The 19,515-nt window shown below is 67.6% G+C and carries 18 protein-coding genes; 9 read left to right on the forward strand and 9 right to left on the reverse strand.

Annotated elements, in window-relative coordinates:
• Positions 1-2: 2 nt before the first annotated feature.
• The gene (locus HNP02_RS30175; protein WP_184444313.1) at positions 3-470 is read right to left on the reverse strand and encodes a glyoxalase/bleomycin resistance/extradiol dioxygenase family protein; all 468 of its coding nucleotides are present in this window, start codon (positions 468-470) and stop codon (positions 3-5) included.
• Between the two features lie 27 nt (positions 471-497).
• Between HNP02_RS30175 and HNP02_RS30180 the strand changes: the two genes are divergently transcribed.
• Both HNP02_RS30180 and HNP02_RS30185 read left to right on the forward strand, forming a co-directional pair.
• Positions 498-1,325, forward strand: coding sequence for a helix-turn-helix domain-containing protein (locus HNP02_RS30180; RefSeq protein ID WP_184444314.1), 828 nt, complete (start codon positions 498-500; stop codon positions 1,323-1,325).
• Between the two features lie 13 nt (positions 1,326-1,338).
• Positions 1,339-2,727: an amidase gene (locus tag HNP02_RS30185; RefSeq protein WP_184444315.1), complete on the forward strand. Its 1,389-nt coding sequence runs from the start codon at positions 1,339-1,341 to the stop codon at positions 2,725-2,727.
• On the opposite strand, the gene HNP02_RS30190 is transcribed toward HNP02_RS30185, so the two are convergent.
• From HNP02_RS30190 to HNP02_RS30200, 3 genes are read right to left on the reverse strand one after another with little or no spacing between them, the layout of a single operon-like run.
• The gene (locus HNP02_RS30190; RefSeq protein WP_184444316.1) at positions 2,724-3,680 is read right to left on the reverse strand and encodes an alpha/beta hydrolase family protein; all 957 of its coding nucleotides are present in this window, start codon (positions 3,678-3,680) and stop codon (positions 2,724-2,726) included. The two genes, HNP02_RS30185 and HNP02_RS30190, sit on opposite strands and share 4 nt — an antisense overlap.
• Before the next feature lie 54 nt (positions 3,681-3,734).
• Positions 3,735-4,238 carry a DNA-deoxyinosine glycosylase gene (locus tag HNP02_RS30195; RefSeq protein ID WP_255507112.1) on the reverse strand — a complete coding sequence of 168 codons (504 nt, stop codon included), beginning with the start codon at positions 4,236-4,238 and terminating at the stop codon, positions 3,735-3,737.
• Entirely contained in the window at positions 4,238-6,073 is a 1,836-nt protein-coding gene (locus HNP02_RS30200; RefSeq protein WP_184444317.1) for an NAD(P)/FAD-dependent oxidoreductase, read from the reverse strand. The genes HNP02_RS30195 and HNP02_RS30200 overlap by 1 nt, the downstream gene beginning before the upstream one ends.
• A 131-nt stretch (positions 6,074-6,204) precedes the next feature.
• Between HNP02_RS30200 and HNP02_RS30205 the strand changes: the two genes are divergently transcribed.
• The 5 genes from HNP02_RS30205 to HNP02_RS30225 all read left to right on the forward strand — a co-directional run bounded on the left by HNP02_RS30205 (position 6,205) and on the right by HNP02_RS30225 (position 11,183).
• Positions 6,205-7,248, forward strand: coding sequence for a 2,3-butanediol dehydrogenase (locus tag HNP02_RS30205; RefSeq protein ID WP_184444318.1), 1,044 nt, complete (start codon positions 6,205-6,207; stop codon positions 7,246-7,248).
• Positions 7,245-8,057, forward strand: coding sequence for an acetoin reductase (locus HNP02_RS30210; RefSeq protein WP_184444319.1), 813 nt, complete (start codon positions 7,245-7,247; stop codon positions 8,055-8,057). Before HNP02_RS30205 ends, HNP02_RS30210 begins: the two co-directional genes overlap by 4 nt.
• Positions 8,058-8,112: 55 nt before the next feature.
• On the forward strand, positions 8,113-9,399 hold the full coding sequence (locus HNP02_RS30215; protein WP_184444320.1) for a helix-turn-helix domain-containing protein: 1,287 nt from the start codon (positions 8,113-8,115) through the stop codon (positions 9,397-9,399).
• 4 nt (positions 9,400-9,403) lie between these two features.
• Entirely contained in the window at positions 9,404-10,525 is a 1,122-nt protein-coding gene (locus tag HNP02_RS30220) for an adenylate/guanylate cyclase domain-containing protein (protein WP_184444321.1), read from the forward strand.
• Between the two features lie 106 nt (positions 10,526-10,631).
• On the forward strand, positions 10,632-11,183 hold the full coding sequence (locus tag HNP02_RS30225; RefSeq protein ID WP_309241744.1) for a GIY-YIG nuclease family protein: 552 nt from the start codon (positions 10,632-10,634) through the stop codon (positions 11,181-11,183).
• Positions 11,184-11,189: 6 nt separating this feature from the next.
• Here HNP02_RS30225 and HNP02_RS30230 read toward each other — a convergent pair whose 3' ends face one another.
• From HNP02_RS30230 to HNP02_RS30240, 3 genes are read right to left on the reverse strand one after another with little or no spacing between them, the layout of a single operon-like run.
• Positions 11,190-13,325, reverse strand: a complete 2,136-nt coding sequence (locus HNP02_RS30230) for a cation-translocating P-type ATPase (RefSeq protein WP_184444323.1) — start codon at positions 13,323-13,325, stop codon at positions 11,190-11,192.
• A gap of 6 nt (positions 13,326-13,331) precedes the next feature.
• The gene (locus HNP02_RS30235; RefSeq protein WP_184444324.1) at positions 13,332-13,535 is read right to left on the reverse strand and encodes a cation transporter; all 204 of its coding nucleotides are present in this window, start codon (positions 13,533-13,535) and stop codon (positions 13,332-13,334) included.
• A gap of 43 nt (positions 13,536-13,578) precedes the next feature.
• Positions 13,579-14,472 carry an AIM24 family protein gene (locus tag HNP02_RS30240; RefSeq protein WP_184444325.1) on the reverse strand — a complete coding sequence of 298 codons (894 nt, stop codon included), beginning with the start codon at positions 14,470-14,472 and terminating at the stop codon, positions 13,579-13,581.
• A 166-nt stretch (positions 14,473-14,638) separates the two neighbouring features.
• Between HNP02_RS30240 and HNP02_RS30245 the strand changes: the two genes are divergently transcribed.
• Both HNP02_RS30245 and HNP02_RS30250 read left to right on the forward strand, forming a co-directional pair.
• A complete protein-coding gene (locus HNP02_RS30245; protein ID WP_184444326.1) occupies positions 14,639-14,851 on the forward strand; it encodes a hypothetical protein in 213 nt (70 codons plus the stop codon).
• 74 nt (positions 14,852-14,925) lie between these two features.
• On the forward strand, positions 14,926-15,504 hold the full coding sequence (locus tag HNP02_RS30250; RefSeq protein WP_184444327.1) for a hypothetical protein: 579 nt from the start codon (positions 14,926-14,928) through the stop codon (positions 15,502-15,504).
• A 257-nt stretch (positions 15,505-15,761) separates the two neighbouring features.
• On the opposite strand, the gene HNP02_RS30255 is transcribed toward HNP02_RS30250, so the two are convergent.
• Together HNP02_RS30255 and HNP02_RS30260 are read right to left on the reverse strand one after the other, a co-directional pair.
• Positions 15,762-17,666, reverse strand: coding sequence for an ABC transporter ATP-binding protein (locus tag HNP02_RS30255; RefSeq protein WP_184444328.1), 1,905 nt, complete (start codon positions 17,664-17,666; stop codon positions 15,762-15,764).
• Complete coding sequence (locus tag HNP02_RS30260) at positions 17,663-19,390, reverse strand: ABC transporter ATP-binding protein (RefSeq protein WP_184444435.1); 1,728 nt, start codon at positions 19,388-19,390, stop codon at positions 17,663-17,665. Before HNP02_RS30260 ends, HNP02_RS30255 begins: the two co-directional genes overlap by 4 nt.
• Positions 19,391-19,515 lie beyond the last annotated feature (125 nt).

Raw genomic sequence — 19,515 nt, forward strand, 5'->3', positions numbered from 1 at the left:
TCTCAGACGTTCTCGCTGGCCCATTCGGCCATCCGGCGGTCGCGCTCTTCGGCCGAGACGTCCTCGACGCGAGTCATCACCGTCCAGCGCTGACCGAACGGGTCGAGGATCGACGCGAAACGGTCGCCGGTGACGAAGGTCTGCGCAGGCTCGCGGATCGTCGCGCCTGCGTTTTCGGCCCGCGCGACGACATCGTCCACGTCGGGGCAGTACAGCGCAACGGAGTGAGTGACGAACTCGCCGCGCTCGGGTGCGGCCAGCTTGTAGGCCTCCTGCGGGTCGGATAGCTGCAGCCGGCCGCTACCGAAGTCCAGTTCGGCGTGCGCGACGATGCCGTTCGAGCCGCCCATCCGCTCGACGAGTTTGGCGCCGAACACCGAAACGTAGAAGTCGATCGCCTCGGCAGCGCCGTCGATGCACAGGAATGGGGTGAGGCTGGTGTAGCCCTCCGGAATTGGTTTGACGCTCATGTCTCCCGATCTTCGTAGGGTGGTGCGGTGGCAGCTTGGAAAAACGCGACAGAAGCCCCGATGCGCGGACTCGTCGGCCGCGCGAATACGACGGCGGCGTTCGACCTCGCTCGGTGGGCGCCATCGGATGCCACCGCGGAGTTCGTCGAACACTTCTGGTCGGTGAGCTGGGACCTGCGCGGGCAGGAGCCGGTCGACAGCGCGGTGATCACGTTTCCGTCGCTGCACCTCACCCACGAGTGGGGCAGTGATGGCCCGCGCCATGGGTTTTCGCTGCCGAACACGTTGGTGCACGGCGTGGTCGAGCGGGTGTTCCGCACCACCATCAGCGAGCGCGGCGCCGTGGTCGGGGCGCGATTCCGGCCAGGCGGGTTCACGGCTCGCTTCGACCGGGACGCCGCCCCGCTGACTGGGCGGGTGCAACCCGCCGACGACGAATTATTCGGTGCGTCAATACGTCTCGACGATGACGTCGAGTCGGCATCGAGCGGCCTCGACGACGCCATTGCCGCAGGTACCCAAGAGCGCGACCCGACCTATGCGGCGCTGACCGGGCTGGTCGACCGGATCCGCGACGACGACACGTTGCACCGCGTCGACCAGGTCATGACGCATTCGCCGTGGAGTTCGCGCACCACGCAGCGGGTGTTTCGTCGCTACGTCGGTGTTCCGGTGAAATGGGTCTTGTGCCGCTACCGGTTGCAGCATGCGGCGCTGGAGATCGAGACGGATCCGTCGGTCGACTTCGCCGACCTCGCGGTCCGACTGGGCTGGTACGACCAGGCACACTTCATCAACGACTTCCGTTCGATGCTCGGGTGCACGCCCGGCGAATACGCCGCCCGATACGGCTAGCAGAATGGCCTGAATGGACCCTCGTGATCTCGTCTACGCCGGTGCTGCCGAGCAGGCTCGCCTGCTCGCCGCGGGCACCGTCACCGCGCCGGCACTGCTGGACGTCTACCTGGACCGCATTGCTCGGCTGGACCCCGAATTGCGTTCCTACCGAGTCGTTCTCACCGACTCCGCCCGCCGGGAGGCGGCGGCGGCCCAGGACCGGCTGGACGCGGGGGAGCGGCTGCCGTTGCTCGGCGTGCCGATCGCGATCAAGGACGACGTCGACGTCGCCGGTGAGGTCACCACCTACGGGACCAGCGCACACGGGCCCGCCCGCACGCAGGATGCCGAGGTGGTGCGTCGGCTGCGTGAGGCCGGCGCCGTGATCGTCGGCAAGACCACGGTTCCCGAGATGATGATCTGGCCGTTTACCGAGACCTTGACGTTCGGGGCGACCCGCAACCCGTGGAACACGGAGTTCGCGCCGGGAGGCAGCAGCGGCGGCAGCGGAGCGGCCATGGCGGCCGGACTTGCCGCGCTGGCGTTGGGTTCCGACGGCATGGGCTCGATCCGCATCCCGTCGACGTGGGGCGGGCTGTTCGGCATGAAGCCACAACGCGATCGGGTGCCGCTGGCGCCGCACGACGGGGCGTGGTGCGGGCTGAGCGTCAACGGCCCGCTCGCACGGACCGTCGAGGACGCCGCACTGTTCCTCGACGTGACGGCCACCGATGCGCCCGACGGCGGCTTCGTCGCCGCGGCGGCGCGCGCACCGGGCCGGCTGCGGATCGCCTTGAGCACCAAGGTGCCGCCTCCGCTGGCCGCGCGGATCGGCAAGGCACAACGGGCCGCCGTCGCCGAGGCGGGCGCACTCCTGCGCGAGCTTGGCCACGACGTCGTCGAACGCGATCCCGACTATCCGCCAAGCGCGGTGTACGGCCAGGCGCTGCCGCGCTACTTCCGCGGCGTCCACGACGACGTCGCAGCGCTGCCGCGGCCCCAACGCCTCGACCGTCGCACCCGCACCTTCGCCAGGATCGGCGGGTTGGTGTCGGACCGGAGGGTGTCCGCGATGAGCACGGCCGAGGCTGAGGTCACCGCCCGCGTCACCGCAATCTTCGACGACGTCGACGTGCTGATCACGCCGGGCACGGCAGTCGGGCCGCCGCGCGTCGGCGCCTATCAGCGCCGCGGTGCCATCTCGACGCTGGCGCTGGTGGCGTCGCGCGTGCCGTTCCAGGCGATCTTCAACGTGACGGGTCAGCCGGCCGCGGTCGTGCCGTGGGGACTGGACGGCAACGGGATTCCGACGTCGATCCAGATCGTCGGCAGGCCGTTCGACGAGGCGACGCTGCTATCGCTCGGCACGCAGATCGAGTCCGCAAGGCCGTGGGCGCACCGTCGTCCGCCGGTCGACTAGCGAGCTCCCAGAGAGCGCTGAATGTCGGGCTTCATTGCCTGCAACTGCGCTCCCCAGTACGCCCACGTATGCGTGCCGGTGGGCGGGAAGTTGAACGTCGCGTTCTTGCCACCCGCGGCCACGTAGGCGTTCTGGAAGGTCAGGTTGGACTTCAGCGTGAAGTTCTCGAGGAACTGCTGGGGAATGCCACTGGCCGCGCCCTCCAAATCGCCGGGTGTTCCGCTGCCGCAGTAGATCCACAGGCGGGTGCCGTTGGCGACGAGCGGGGCGACGTTGACCGTGGGGTCATTGCGCGTCCATGCCGGATCGCCGGGTGGACCCCACATCGCGCCGGGATTGAACCCGCCGGAGTCGTTCATCGCGAGACCGACGAGCGGCGGCCAGAACGGATCGGACAGGTTGAGGAAGCCCGACAACGAACCGGCGTACCTGAACCGGTTCGGGTGGTACATCGCGTACACGAGTGCGGTCGATCCACTCATCGACAGACCGACGGCGGCGTTGCCGCTCTCCGAGATGCCCTTGTTCTTCGCCAGCCACGCGGGCAACTCGCTGGTCAGGAACGTTTCCCACCTGTAGGTCTGGGTGGTGCCGTTGCCTACCGCCGGCTCGTACCAGTCGGTGTAGAAGCTGGACATGCCGCCGACGGGCATGACCAGGGATAGGCCGGACTCGTAGAACCACTCGAACGCCGCGGTGTTGATGTCCCACCCGTTGAAGTCGTCCTGGGCCCGCAGTCCGTCCAGAAGATAGACGGCGTGGGAGCCGCCGCCCTGAAACTCGATGCGGACATTGCGGCCCATCGCCGCCGACGGTACCTCCAGATATTCGATGGGCAGCCCTGGCCGGGAGAAGGCGTTGGCCGTACCCGCGCTCGCGATGCCCGTCAGGCCGGCGATGACGACGAACGCCATGCCGATGCCCAGCAATTTGTTGACGATGTTGCGCCTCATCGCTCGGGATTACCCCTAATGAGGGGACCACCAAACCCGCCGACGGCGCTACCGCTAGCCGACCTCGCGCCACCGCACGAGCTTGTCCGCGAAGGTCATGGGCAGCGCCCCGCTGCTCGATGGCAACCGGACGGCGGAAAGCGCGGTGTCGACGTGGCGCTCGAACAAGTCGAACGCCGTCAGTCCGTTGACGAACACCCGCTCGATCGTCGGGTAGTCGGTGAGCAGCGGCCCGAAGTCGTTCACCACCAATGACTTCCGGTCGATCTTGGCATCCATGCTGCCTGCCCGACGGCAGCTATGCACGACGTCCCACAAGGCGACGCCGTGCTGCGTCACCGCTGAGATCCGCCGTTCGTAGGGCAGGTCGGGGTCGAAGCCGAACACGGCTCCGAGCAGCGGCCAGAACTGGTTGCGTCTGTTGGCGTAGTACTCACCGGACTGCAGCGACCGCTCACTCGGGAACGAGCCGAGGATCAGCACCCGCGCACCGTCGCCCACCACGGGTGTCAGCCCCTCGCGCAGCGGTTCGGTCATCACCTCAAATGATGCACCCATCAACTCAAATGATGAACAGAGGCCAATCCGTACACCGGCGTGGGGATGCCTTCGTAGCGCGCCTTGAGCTGCAGCGCCAGATAGAGCGAATAGTGCCGCGACTGGTGCAGGTTGCCGCCGTGGAACCACAGGTTGTCCTGCCGGGTCGGCTTCCACATGTTGCGCTGCTCGCCCTCCCAGGGTCCGGGGTCCTTCAGCGTGTCGGAGCCGAGTCCCCACACCTTGCCGACCTTGTCGGCGACGTCCTGTCCGATCAGGTCGGCAGCCCAGCCGTTCATCGAGCCGTATCCCGTCGCGTAGACCACGACGTCGGCGGGCAGGACCGTCCCGTCGGCGAGCACCACCGAATCCTCGGTCAGGTGGTCGACCTGTCCGTGGGCCAGCTTGATGCTGCCGTCGGCGATCAGGTCGGAGGCGCCGACGTCGATGTAGTAGCCCGACCCGCGGCGCAGGTACTTCATGAACAGACCGGAGTTGTCCTCGCCCCAGTCCAGGTCGAACCCCGCGGCGGCCAGGGAGGCGTAGAAGTCCTTGTCCCGCTCGCGGATTGCGTCGTAGATCGGGATCTGGAACTCGTGCATGATTCGGTACGGCAAGGAGGCGAACGTCAGGTCGGCCTTCTCGGTGGTCATCCCCGAGTTCACCGCCCGCTCCGAATACAGGTCCCCGAGACCGAGATCCATCAACGAGTCCGACTTGACGATGTGCGTCGAGGACCGCTGCACCATCGTCACGTCGACGCCGTTCTCGACGAGCGCCTTGCAGATGTCATGCGCCGAGTTGTTGGAGCCGACCACGACGGCGCTCTTGCCGACGTAGCCGTCCGGTCCGGGATGGTGACTGGAGTGGTGCTGATCGCCTGCGAACACGTCCTGGCCGGGAAACGTTGGCACGCTTGGCTTGCCGGACATCCCGGTGGCAAGCACCAGCTGCGTCGGTTGCAGCGTCAGGCGCTCGCCGTCGCGGTCCACCTCCACGGTCCACAGCTGCTCGGCCTCGTCGAAGGTCGCCGAAAGGCACGTCGTCTTCGACCAGTACGGCACCTCCATCACGCGCGTGTAGAACTCGAGCCAGTCGCCGATCTTGTCCTTCGGCGCGAACACCGGCCAGTTCTGCGGGAACGGCAGGTATGGCAGGTGGTCGTACCAGACCGGGTCGTGCAGGCACAGCGACTTGTACCGCTTGCGCCACTGGTCACCCGGTCGTTCGTGGCGGTCGACGACGATGGCAGGCACGCCGAGCTGACGCAGCCGGGCCCCGAGTGCGATGCCGCCCTGCCCGCCGCCGACGACGACGGTGTACGGCTGTGTGGTGTAGCCGAGCGCGGCTTCTTCGTCGCGACGCTTCTCGGACCACGACCGCGTGTCGGGATCACTGCCGTGCACCGCGCCCATCACCCGTGACGTGCCCTTGGGCTCCTCGTGGTCCTTCAGCTCCTGAAGCGCGGTCAGCAGCGTCCATGCCGTGTCCGTTCCTGCGTCACTCCTGAGCCTTAGATGACCGACACCCCGCCCCACGGCCGTCTCGAATTCGATCCACGCGGAGACGACGCCGCCCCCGTCGTCGGTCGGCGTCTCGCGGGTCCTGAATCCGCCTGCGTCGGTGGCGGCCGCCCGCTCGGTGAGCATGTCGGCGATGCCCTCGCGGCCCTCCATGGTCTTGATGTTCCAGGTGAAGGAGATCAGGTCGCGCCAGAACGAGTCCACGGCGAACTTGGCGACGGCGCGCTCGACGTCGCGGGTGGCCAGTGCCGATTCGAAGTCGGCGAGCCATGCGTCGACGCGGGCCTGGGGCGTGAGCCCGGCAGTCGCCGGTTTTTCCATCGTGTCGGTCATGTGAGTCAGGACACACCGTCGCCGGGGGCGGTGGCAAGAGTTGCATCGGGTTGCAACTCTGGACCCGAGCGGGCACGTGCAACGTGCTGCAACTCTTTCGGCCCGTGACACCGGTCACATAGACATGCCGAATGAAAGCAGCTGTCTACTACGGACCGAACAAGCTCGAAGTCGCCGACGTCCCAGAACCCCAACCGACCGCGGGCACGGTCAAGGTGAAGGTCGGGTTCAACGGCATCTGCGGCACCGACCTGCACGAGTACTACGCCGGGCCCATCTTCATCCCCACCGAGCCGCATGCCCTGACCGGTCAGCAGATGCCGTTGACGATGGGCCACGAATTCTCCGGCGTCATCACCGACGTCGGCGCAGGGGTGACCGACTACGCCGAGGGCGACCGGGTGGCGATCATGCCGCTCTACCGCTGTGGGCATTGCCCTGCGTGCAAGGCGGGCAATTACAACATCTGCGCGCAGATCGGCTTCCACGGGCTGATGTCGGACGGCGGGATGGCCGAGTACACGGTGGTCCCGACCGACATGCTGCACCGCCTGCCCGAGAACGTGTCGCTGGAACTCGGCGCGCTGGTTGAGCCGATGTCGGTGGCGTATCACGCGGCCACCCTCGGCGACCCCAACCGGGAGGGGACCGCGATGGTGTTCGGTGCTGGTCCCATCGGCATCGGCCTGTGGTTCGCGTTGCGCGGCAAGGGGATCGACGATGTCTTCGTGGTGGAGCCATCAGCGACCCGGCGGGCGGCCATCGAGACGCTCGGTGCCAGCACGCTCGATCCCACGAGCGTCGACGTGCCCGCGTTCATCGCCGACCACACCGACGGCCGAGGTGCTGACGCTGTGTACGACGCAGCGGGCGTGGCACCTGCCGTCGAGACGGCGTTGGCGTGCGTCGGTGCGCGCCGGACCATGGTCAGCGTGGCCATCTACGAAAAGCCCTTGACCACACCGCTGTTGAACCTGGTGATGAACGAGTCCCGCATCCAAGGTTCGCTCTGCTACACCGCTCCCGACTTTGCCGCGGTCATCGACCTCATGGCTCGGGGCATGTACGACACCACCGGTTGGGTGACGTCGATCGCGATCGACGACGTCATCGACGAAGGCTTCGAGGCGCTGCACGCGGGCACCAAGATGAAGGTCCTGGTGAATCCCAAATGACTAGATCCATTGCAGCCCCATTGCTCGATGGGGTCGCGCTCGTCACGGGTGCGGGCCGCGGAATCGGACGAGGCATCGCACTCGAACTGGCACGCCTCGGCGCCGACGTCGCGCTCGTCGACGTCGCCGCCGACGGGATCAACAACGTCGCCGACGAGGTCGCCGAAATCGGGTCGAAGGCAACCACGTTCGTTGCCGACGTGTCCGATCGGAACCAGGTGTTCGCGGCCGTCGACCACGCGGCGACCGCGCTCGGCGGCTTCGACGTGATGGTGAACAACGCCGGAGTCGCACTGGTGGGCCCGATCAGCGAGGTCACTCCACAGGAGCTGGCCCGGCTGTGGGCGATCAACGTCGACGGCGTGTTGTGGGGCATCCAGGCTGCGGTGGCGAAGTTCAAGGAATTGGGGAACAAAGAAAAAGGAAAGATCAGCCGAGTTATCAACGCGTCGTCCATCGCGGGGCACGAGGGGTTCGCGATGCTCGGGCCCTACAGTGCCACCAAGTTCGCGGTGCGCGCGCTGACGCAGGCGGCGGCCAAGGAGCACGCGGCCGACGGGATCACCGTCAACGCCTACTGCCCAGGCGTCGTCGGCACCGACATGTGGGTCGAGATCGACAAGCGGTTCGCCGAGCTCACCGGCGCGGCGGAAGGTGAGACGTTCGAGAAGTTCGCCGCCACCATCGCGCTCGGTCGCGCCGAGACGCCGGATGACGTGGCCGGCTTCGTGGCCTATCTGGCAGGACCCGGTGCCGATTACATGACCGGCCAGGCGGGGCTGATCGACGGCGGCATGGTGTACCGGTGACGCCGATGGTCGCCCCCGCGTGACACCGGCTGTGACGCAGCGCACAATCGAGGTGATGCCAAGTCGAGCCGAGAGGCCAGAACCCGCGGTTGCGGTCGGCGACGACCCGCGCAGCTACGCCATGCTGCTCTCCGAGGTCTACGACGCGACGATGGCGGGCAACCGCGGGCCTGCACGCCCGCGTGACGTCATCGCCGATTCCTGGAACCGGTTGCTCGGCAAGGGCATCGATCCCGAGCGGCACTGCCCGCCGGATGTCGACGCCGGTGGGCTGGACGCGTTGCGGCAGGCCTCTGGGCTGTTCTCCGTACTCGACGACGTGTCCCGCGGCCTGGAATCCGTGATCGAGGGTGGCGACAACATCCTGGTCGTGGCGGACGCACGCGGCCGCGTGCTGTGGCGGCACGGCTCAACGCGGGTGCTGGGCCACGCGGACCGGCTCGGCTTCGTCGAGGGTGCCACCTGGAGCGAGAACGCCGTCGGTACCAACGCCATCGGGACCGCCCTTGCCTCGCACCGCGCCGTCCAGGTGTTCTCGGCCGAACACTTCCTGCGCAGTCATCATCCGTGGACGTGCGCGGGGGCCCCGATCAGGGACCCCCGCACCGGGCAGGTGGTCGGCATCGTCGACGTGTCGGGGCCTGCCACCACGGTGCACCCCACCACGATCGCACTGGTCGACCTGGTTGCCCGGCTGGCCGAGTCGCAGTTGCGCGAGGCCCACGACCGCACGCTCAACCGACTGCGCACCGTGGCCGCGCCCATCCTCGCCAGGGTCGGCAGGGCCGCGCTGGCGGTGGATCCGGATGGCTGGGTCGCCGCAGTCGACTCGCTGCCACCGCACAACCGGATCATGTTGCCCGACAACGGAGTACCCGGACGAACCTGGATACCGTCGCTCGGTGCCTGCGACGTCGAATCGCTGCCGGGGGGATGGCTGGTCCGCCTGGTCGACGAGATCGGGGACGGGCCGGGAGCGTCCAGGATCACCCTGGATCTGCGCGACGGCGCGGCACCGGGACTCGACGTGGTTGGACAGATCGGCCGATGGCGGCGCGACATCTCGCCGCGCCATGCCGAGATCCTGCTCGTATTGGCGACCCACCGGCAGGGCCGGTCGGCGCAGGAGTTGGCCGACGACCTCTATGGGGACCGCTCGCGTGTGGTCACCGTTCGCGCCGAGATGTCGCGGCTGCGCAAGCAGTTCGTCGGGCTGGTGATTGGCAGGCCGTACCGGTTTCCGGAGGCCGCCGTCGTCGACGTCCGGCATCCCGAGGACATGACCACGTTGCTGGCATCGTCGACGGCCCCGGCGATCCTGGCGGCACGCGGTATACGTTGACCCTGTGTCCGAATCCGTCGACATCGCAGCGTCCGGACTGCTCAATGGGCTGGAGGGCAAGGCGCGTGCCGAACGCGCCGAGCTGATCGAGTGGCTGCTCGCAGGCGGTTTCACCACCGAGCAGATCCGCGATTCGTTCGCGCCGATGCTGCTGGCGACACGTCGGGCACTCGGTGACGACGGGACCTTGGTGTCCGCTCGCGAGATCAGCGAGCACAACGGCATCGACCTCGAGCTGCTGCAGCGGCTGCAGCGCGCCGTCGGCCTGCCGCGCGTGGAGGATCCCGATGCGGCCGTTCTCACGCGGGTGGACGGGGACGCGTTCGCCTACGTGAAGACGTTCCGCGAGTTGGGGTTCGCCCCCGATCAGATCGTGCAAGTCGTCCAGGTGCTCGCCGAAGGTCTGACCCGTGCTGCCGACGTGATGCGGTCCGCCGCTTTGGGGGCGACGTTCGAGCCCGGTGCCACCGAACTCGACACCGCGAAGGCATCCGAGGCGCTCATCGGGGTCGTGGCGCCGATGCTCGGTCCTCTGATCGAGGGCATGCTGCGCCTGCAGCTGTTGCACGCGGTGGAGACCGAGGCGGTCAGCACCACCGAGCGTGCCGAAGGACGGCACCTGCCTGGGGCGCGTCTGGTAACGATCGCGTTCGCCGATCTGGTCGGGTTCACCCGCCTCGGGGAGGTCGTTCAGCCCGAGGTCCTCGAGAAGCTGGCACACCGCCTGGTGAACATGGCCCGCGAGGTCGCGGTGCCGCCGGTCCGGTACATCAAGAGCATCGGCGACGAGGTGATGCTGGTCAGTCCCGATCCGGTGGCGATGCTGGATGCGGTGCTCGACCTGGTCGATGCCACCGAGGTGGATGACGACTTTCCCCGTGTTCGGGTGGGATTGGCCACCGGGATGGCGGTGAGTCGGGCAGCCGACTGGTTCGGAAGTCCGGTCAACCTCGCGAGCCGGGTGACGGGGACCGCGCGGCCAGGGACGATACTGGTGTCGGAGGCAACCCGAGAGGCGATAGGCGACGACGACCGTTTCGCGTGGTCGTTCGCCGGTGCGCGGCGGCTGAAGGGCATCACGGACGACGTGAAGCTGTTCCGGGCCAGGCGGGCTCCAGAGGGCTGAGGTCGGCTCGCCATCGACAACGACGATCGGAGTGTGCATGGCACAGGGGCGCAGTACGAACAGGCAGGCGGATTTCCTTGCTGCTCGGACCTTTACGCGAGCCGAAGTGTTCACCGATCCGGGACCCGTGCCCAGCATGCCGGGCGTGCAAGGCTGGTGGTTCCGCACTGTGCCTGGAGCCATCGACGCATCGGGATGCGAACAGCGGGACGGCCTGACGCTGCTCTACGTCGGGATCAGCCCGACCGCGCCGCCCAAGAACGGAAAGCCACCAAGCACCCAGGATCTGCGCAAGCGCATCCGGTATCACTTCGGCGGTGGCAAGGCCGACGCGGAGGGCTCGACTCTGCGCAAGACGCTCGGCGTGCTGCTCGGCGACGAGCTCGGCTTCAAGCTGCGCAGGATCGGCACGGGGGACCGGCGCACGTTCGCAGGGGGTGAGGCCGTTCTCAACCAGTGGATGGCCGACAACGCGCTCGTCTCTTGGTTGGTGCACCCCGAGCCGTGGCATCTCGAGGAGAAGCTGATCGCCGCCTTCGACCTTCCGCTCAACGGCCAGGCGAGCAACAAGGACAACGCGTTCTACCCCGAACTGACCAGGCTCCGACGCGAGGCCATGGTGAGCGCGAACAAGCTCCGCGTGCTCAAGGAGTGGTGACGGTCCTCAGCGTGACGGCGTGAACCTGCGCAGCCGCAGGCTGTTGGTCACCACGAACACCGAGCTGAAAGCCATTGCGGCGCCGGCGATCATCGGGTCGAGCAGGCCGAGTGCGGCCAGCGGGATGGCGGCCACGTTGTAGGCGAAGGCCCAAAACAGGTTGCCCTTGATGGTGCGCAACGTCGCGCGCGACAGGCGGATGGCGTCCGGCACGGCGCGCAGATCGCCGCTGACGAGCGTCAGATCCGATGCCTCGATCGCGACGTCGGTTCCGGTTCCCATCGCGAGTCCGAGATCGGCCTGGGCCAGTGCCGCGGCGTCGTTGACGCCGTCGCCGACCATCGCGACCACCTTGCCCTCGTCCTGCAAACGCTTGACGTGATCGACCTTGTCGGCGGGCAGCACCTCGGCGATGACGTCGTCGATGCCCACCTGATCGGCCACCGTCCTTGCGGCCCGCTCGTTGTCGCCGGTCAGCAGAACGGGGGTCAGGCCGAGACTGCGCAGGCTCGAGATCGCCTCGGCCGCACTGTCCTTCACGGTGTCCGCGACCACGATCACCGCACCGATCCGGTCGTCCACCGCGATCCACATCGGGGTGCGACCCGCCGCTTCTGCGTCGTCGGCGACCGTGCGCAGATCCGCCGGCGCGACGAGGCCCCGCTCGGTGAGCCAGGACAGCCGGCCTGCCGCCACCGCGTGGCCGTCCACCACGCCGGTCACGCCCCTTCCGCCGTGGTTGGCGAAGTCGACGACGGTCGGCAGAGGTCCAGCTTCGGCGGCGTGGGCCGCGACCGCCCGCGCGATCGGATGCTCGGAGCCGCTCTCCAATGCGCCTGCCAACCGCAAGGTTTCGTCGTCGGTGGGATGCACGGCGACGGGATGTACGGCGATGACGGCCATCCGGCCGGTCGTCACGGTGCCGGTCTTGTCCAGTACGACGGTGTCGACGCGTCGGGTCGACTCGAGCACCTGTGGGCCCTTGATCAGAATCCCGAGCTGCGCCCCGCGTCCGGTGCCGACCAGCAGCGCGGTCGGCGTCGCGAGTCCCAGTGCGCACGGGCACGCGATGATCAGCACCGCGACGGCAGCGGTGAACGCCGCGTTCGGTGAGCCGCCCGCGACCAGCCAGCCGACGAGCGTCAGCAGCGCCAACCCGATCACGATCGGGACGAAGATCGCCGAAACGCGATCGGCGAGCCGGGCCACCTCGGCCTTGCCGCTCTGCGCCTCTGCGACGAGCCGGGCCATCTGGGCCAGCTGCGTGTCGGAGCCAACCCGGGTGGCCCGAACGTGCAGCAGCCCTCCGACGTTCACGCATGCCCCGACGACGTCATCGCCTGGCCCGACCTCGACGGGCACCGACTCGCCGGTCAGCATCGAGACGTCGATCGCCGACGCGCCGCTGGTCACCACCCCGTCGGTCGCGACCTTCTCGCCGGGCCTTACCACGAAGACGTCGCCGACCGCGAGTTCGCTTACCGGAATTCGGTTTTCGGATCCGTCGCGCAGCACCGCGACGTCCTTGGCGCCCATGTCCAACAGTGCGCGAAGTGCGGCGCCGGACTGTTTCTTGGCGCGTGCCTCGAAGAAGCGTCCGGCCAGGATGAAGGTGGTGACGATCGCAGCGACTTCGAAGTAGAGGTGTCCTGACGGGTCACCGAACACCGTCCACGTCGACCACGCGTAGGCGGCGAGCACGCCGACCGAGATCAACGTGTCCATGGTCGCCGCGCCGTGCCGCAGGTTCGCCACCGCCGCGCGGTGGAACGGCCACGCACCCCAGAGCACCACGGGCGTGGTCAGAGCGAAGACCAGCCACTGCCAGCCCGCGAAGTGCAGCGCGGACACCATCGACAGCACCAGCACCGGTGCGCTCAGCGCGGCGGACACCAGCAGCCGGGGCAGCCAGGACTGCTCGGGGAGCTGAGCGGCGGCAGGCAGCGTCGCGGTGTAGCCGGTGGCCTCGACGGCGGCGACTAACTCGTCGCGGGAGACGTCGCCACCGAAGTCGATCGTGGCCTGCTCGGTGGCGAAGTTGACGGTTGCGTGGACACCGTCGATCTTGTTGAGCCGCTTCTCGATTCGCGCAGCACACGAGGCACAGGTCATCCCGCCGACGGCGAGCGTGAGGTTGCTCATGCGCGCCTACGCCGCGAACGTGACGTCGTACCCGGCGTCCTCGATCGCGGCCGCCACCTGCACCGCGTCGGGCGTGCCGCCGACGCGGACCGTGCCGGCGCCCAGGTCGACGTCAACTCCGGCGACGCCGGGCAGCGCAGACACGGCAGACGTGATGGCTGACACGCAGTGCCCGCAGCTCATACCGCGCACTTCCAAGACCATGCTCATGCCTCCACTATATACCCATAGGGGGTATAGGTAGTGGGCTCCCCTACGCGGTCGGGATCTGGATGCCCTCCGAGGGTTGGACGATGACGAACCCCTGCCCGTGGAACGAGACCTGGAGCGCTTCGCCCGAGCCCCTTCCGATCAAGGCTCCTGCCTTGAAACTGGTCTTGAGCTGCGTCTGCAGGCTCGCTGACCACGCCACCACCGCATTGGTGTCCGCGAACGTCGGCGCCTCCGCCGCGTTGAGCACCACCGGCGGACCGTCCGTCGTCAACGCCACCCAGCCGCTGCCGCGCAACGTCGTGTTGAACAAGCCACCGGTCGCGATGCTGCCGCCCTTCACCCGCTCGATGTTCCAGTCGAGGCTTGCCGAGAAGGCGAGCACGTTCTTGCCGCTGATCGACAGGCCGCTGTTGTTCAGATTCAGCACGTGCACGTCGTGGGCCAACTCGGCGAGGAAGACGTCGCCCTGACCCTGGCACCTCATCAACGGCAGACCCTCGCCGGTCAGCGCCTTCTTGAGGAACTTCCCTGCGCCGCCGCCCTCGTAGGCGAATTCGACGTTGCCCTGATAGGCGACCATCGCGCCCTGCCGGGCCATGAACGGTTCACCGAGTCGGACCCGGAGCATCTTGGAGTTCTGGTTCGCGATCGGCTTGGCTTCCTTCTCGCTGAAGCGCCCGTCGACAAGATCACCGGTGATACCTGCGAAACCGTCACCGCCCCCAGGCGCAGCGGCCTGAGGCGCTGCTTGCTGCCCGGCGTGAGGCGCCTCGTGCGCACCGGCCTGGCCGCCACCCTGTGGAGCGCCGCCGCCCATCGGCGCCGTGCCGGTTCGGCCCTGATGGCTGACCTGATCGGTCCAGTTCCTGCCGTCCCACCAGCGGTATTCGAAGCGGCCGTCGGGGTCGGGTTGCCAGCTGCCAGGTTCAGTCACCTTTTGCTCCTCGGGTTGATGGCCGTGTCGAATTGATGGGACGTCGAACTCGTCGCTTTGGACCCTATGGCAATCGCGACGGCAAGTGGGACGGCATCAGGGGCCCGGAGACCTTTCGTCGACCTGGAAACGCCTGGGCAACGCCTCGAAGTGGCATCCTGAGCAGATGGCTAAGGAAATCGACCCGGTGCGGGCGCGAAGCGCCGTCGCGGTCATCAAGCAGCACCCGGGCATGGTGCTGTTCCTCACCACGCCGGCATTGTTGGTCGTCGGCGTCGTGTGGCTCCTCACCGGCAGTGCCGCGTGGGCGGGGCTGCTCCTCGTCGCACTGGTGCTGGGTGGCGGCGCCGCGCTGTACGGGGCACTGAAGCGCCGCTAGAACCCGATTGACGTCGGCGTTCGCTCTTGGAGAAGTGCGTACTCTTTCCTCTGTAACGGTGTAATTATGTAATCATGAGACAACACCATCACACCCACGGCCGCCGGCCAGGACGTTCCGGCGGCTGGCAACAGTCAGAGCAGCCCGAAGCGGGCGACGCGGCACAGTGGATCGCAGGCAGGCTCCCGGACGGCTGGTTCGCAGGCGATCCCACCGTGGTCGTCGACCGCGAGGAGATCACCGTCATCGGCCGCCTTCCCGACCAGGTCGGCGAGGAAAGCGAGGCCCACGCCTCCGGGCGCGCCGCCCGGTTCCGCGAGGAGACCCGGTCGGAGCGGATGCGCATCGCCGACGAAACCGAGAGCCGCTACGCGCGCAAGGTGGCCTGGGGCATAGAAATTGGAGTGATAGGGACCGAAAACTATGAACGGATTCTGTTCACCCACATCGCCGTGCCGGTGATGACCCGGCTCAAGCAACCGGAGCGCCAGGTCCTCGACACGCTGGTCGACGCCGGCGTCGCGCGGTCGCGATCCGATGCGCTGGCGTGGTCGGTGCGGCTGGTTGGCGAGCACGCCGACGAGTGGCTTGGCAAGTTGCGGGAGGCCATGTCGACGGTCGATGACCTGCGCGCCGAGGGCCCCGACCTCTAAGCGGATCGACAGATCAAGGGTATTCCCCGATTCCTGACCACCCGTTTGCTCGGTACTTTTTCCCCGTCGAACATTTCGGGCGCGGTGCCGAGGGGACAACGTCGGCCGGAATCAGACAAGCGCAGGGCCTGGGTGCGGGCGCGGTGCCGCCGAATCGGGGGATAACGGCGGCGGGGGAACCGACGCGCCCGTACCCAACGGCCCTGCGCACCCGCGGCCGACCGGGGGGGATCGGCCGCGAGGTGTTCGGATCTGCCTCACACCTGCGTCATGGCCCAGTACTCGCCACGCCGAGCAAGCAGCTCGGCGTGGCTGCCGCGTTCCACGATGCGTCCCGCCTCCATCACCAGGATCATGTCGGCGTCACGAATCGTCGACAGCCGGTGCGCGATGATGAAACTGGTTCTGTCGCGGCGTAACTCGGCCGTGGCCTGCTGAATCAACAGCTCGGTGCGAGTGTCCACCGAGCTGGTCGCCTCGTCGAGGATGAGCAGCCGCGGACGGGCCAGGATCGCCCTTGCGATGGTGATCAACTGCTTCTCACCGGCGCTGATGTTGCCGCCGTCGTCGCTGACCACGGTGTCGTACCCCTTCGGCAACGTATGTACGAACCGGTCGACGTGCGCCGCCTTGGCGGCCTCGATCACCTCCGGCCTGGTGGCGCCGGGACTGCCGTAGGCGATGTTGTCGTAGATGGTGCCCGCGAACAGCCACGTGTCCTGCAACACCATTCCGATCCTGGACCGCAGGTCGTGGCGCCGCAGCGCCGAGATGTCGACGCCGTCGATCAGGATGCGGCCCGAATCCACCTCGTAGAACCGCATCAGCAGGTTGACCAGCGTGGTCTTGCCGGCACCTGTCGGACCGACGATCGCGACGGTGCTGCCCGGTTCGGCCACCAGCGACAAGTCCTCGATGACGGGTGTACCGGGCCGGTAGGCGAAGTGGATGTGATCGAACTCCACCCGGCCAAGGCCGCGCGGGTCCACCGGCACCGGCGAGGTCGGGTCGGGCGGTTGCTCGTCGGCGTCAAGCAGGTCGAATACCCGTTCGGCGCTCGCGATCCCGGACTGCAGCGTGTTGTACATCGCCGCCACCTGGGTCAGCGGCTGGTTGAACTGGCGCACGTACTGGATGAACGCCTGGATGCTGCCCAGCGTGATCTGCCCGGTCGCCACCTGAATGCCGCCGACTACGGCGACGGCGACATAACTGAGGTTGCCGATGAACGTCGTGGCAGGCGAAACCAGGCCGGAGAGGAACTGTGCCTTGAAGCTGGCCTCATACACGTCTCCGTTGAGCGTGCTGAACTTGTTCTCGGCGATCTCGCGGTGGCCGAACGTCTTGACCACGGTGAACCCGCTGTAGGTCTCCTCGATGTGGGCGTTGAGCCTGCCGGTATTGCGCCACTGCGCGACGAACTGCTTCTGTGATCGCCGCGCGATCGACCGGGTCGCCAGCAACGACAGCGGCACCGTGAGCACGGTGATCAGGGTCAGCAGCGGCGAGATGGTCAGCATCATCACCAGTACCGCGACGACCGTCAGCACCGAGGTCAGCAGCTGGGCGATGGTCAACGACAGCGACGACTGGATGTTGTCGACGTCGTTGGTGACGCGGCTGAGCACCTCGCCGCGCTGCCGGGAGTCGAAGTAGGACAAAGGCATCCGGTGGATCTTGTCCTCGACGTCGGCACGCAGCCGCACCATGGTGCGCTGAACCACGACGTTGAGCAGTCGGGCCTGAATCCAAACCAGCAGCGCGCCAATCAGATACAGCCCGAGTGCCAGCAGAAGGGTGCGGCCGACCGCGTCGAAGTCGACGCCGCGGCCTGGCACGACGTTCATTCCGGACAGCAGGTCGGCGAACGTGTTGTCGCCACGGGCCCTTGCCGCCTCGATCGCCTGCTCCTTGGTGAGCCCCGCGGGTAACGCGCGGCCGATCACGCCGTTGAACAGCAGGTCGGTGGCGTGCCCGAGGATGCGGGGGCCGATCACGCCGAACGCGATGCCCGCGACGCCGAGGAGCAGCACCGTCGCCGTCATCGTGCGTTGCGGGGTAAGGCGTTTCACCAACCGGACCGCCGAACCCTTGAAGTCACGGGACCGCATCGTCGGCGCCTGCACGGCCCCGCGGATCGGCCGCCCCATGGGCGCGGTCATTCCGCGCCCACCGATTGCGAGTCCGCGAACTCGGCGTAGATCGGGCAATCCACCAGCAGCGATGCGTGCGTGCCGGTGCCCACCACCGCACCGTCGTCGATGACCACGACCTGGTCGGCTTCGGCGACGGTCGAGATGCGCTGAGAGACGATGAGGACCGTCGCGTCCGCGGACACCTCGCGCAGCGCCGCCCGCACGCGGGCGTCGGTGTGCACGTCCAATGCAGAGAAGGCGTCGTCGAACAGGTAGACGGCCGGGCGGCGGATCACGGCGCGGGCGATGGCCAGCCGTTGGCGCTGGCCGCCGGAGAAGTTGATGCCGCCCTGGGCGACCGGCATGTCAAGGCCTTCGGGATGTGCCGAGACGAAGCCGTCGGCCGCGGCCACCCGCAGCGCCTCCCACATCTCGTCGTCGGTCGCGTCGGCCTTCCCGTAGCGCAGGTTCTCCGCAACGGTCCCGGAGAACAGGTAGCCGCGCTGCGGGACCAAGCCGATCGCAGACCACAGCTGGTCGGTGTCGTAGTCGCGCACGTCGATGCCGTCGACGATCACCGCGCCGCCCGTCAGGTCGTACAACCGGCAGATCAGCGACACCAGGGTCGACTTGCCGGAGCCGGTGGAACCGACCACCGCGGTCGTGGAGCCGGGCCGTGCGGTGAACGAAACATCCTGTAGCACTGGGCGGTCCGCGCCAGGGTAGCGGAACGTCGCCGCCTCTATCCTGATCTCGCCGGATACCTTCTCGGGCCGGAGGGGATGCTCTGGACTGGTGATCGCGGGGACGGTGGACAGCACCTCGGTGATGCGTTCGGCGCATACCGCCGCGCGCGGCAGCAGCACCAGGATGATGGTCACCAGCAGCACGGCCATCAGGATCTGCATGAAGTAGGACAGGAACGCGATGAGCGAACCCACCTGCATCTCGCCGTCGTCGATTCGCTTGCCGCCGAACCAGATCAACGCGACGCTGGACACGTTGATGACCAGCGTCGTCACCGGCAGCATCAACGCCTGCCAGCGCCCGACCGAGAGCGCGGTGTCCGACAGGTCCTGGCTGGCCTTCGCGAAGCGCCCCCGCTCCAGCGGTTCGCGCGCGAACGCCCGAATCACCCGGATGCCCGACAATTGTTCGCGCATCACCCGATTGATGCCGTCGATGAGGCGCTGCATGTTGCGGAACAGCGGCAGCAGGTGCCCAACGATCCAGTAGTTGGCCACCCCGAGCACCGGCACGCTGACCACCAGCAGCCAGGACAGGCCCGCATTCTGGTGCACCGCCATCACGATGCCGCCGACGCTCATGATCGGCGCGGTGATCAACATGGTGCACGTCATGGCCACCAGCAGCTGGATCTGCTGGACGTCGTTGGTGGTGCGCGTGAGCAGCGTCGCCGCGCCGAACCGGGCGGTCTCCTCGGCCGAGAGGCCGGTCACGTGGTGAAAGATCGCCGACCGCAGATCGCGCCCGAACCCCATGCCCGCCCGCGACCCGTAGAAGACGGCCCCCACCGCGCACAGCACCTGCATCGCGGTGACCCCGAGCATGATGCCGCCCAGCTGGGTGATTCTGTCGGTGTCCCCCTTGGCCACTCCGTCGTCGATGATCTGCGCGTTGATCGTCGGCAGGTAGAGCGAAGCGAGTGAGCTGATCACTTGGAGCCCCGCGACGATCGTCAGCAGCCAACGGTAGGGCCGCACGTACTGCCGTAGCAGCGCCCAGAGCATCCCGTAACTCTTGCACACCGGCAACGACCGGATACTGTCCGTCCGCACTCCCCAACATGCCGAGAAAAGGCCAGGTCAATCGGCATGTCGGTGGTTGTCGACCACGGCTGCCGCTACAGTTGCGG

The organism is Mycobacterium sp. AZCC_0083 (assembly GCF_014202335.1).
Classification (GTDB): Bacteria; Actinomycetota; Actinomycetes; order Mycobacteriales; family Mycobacteriaceae; genus Mycobacterium.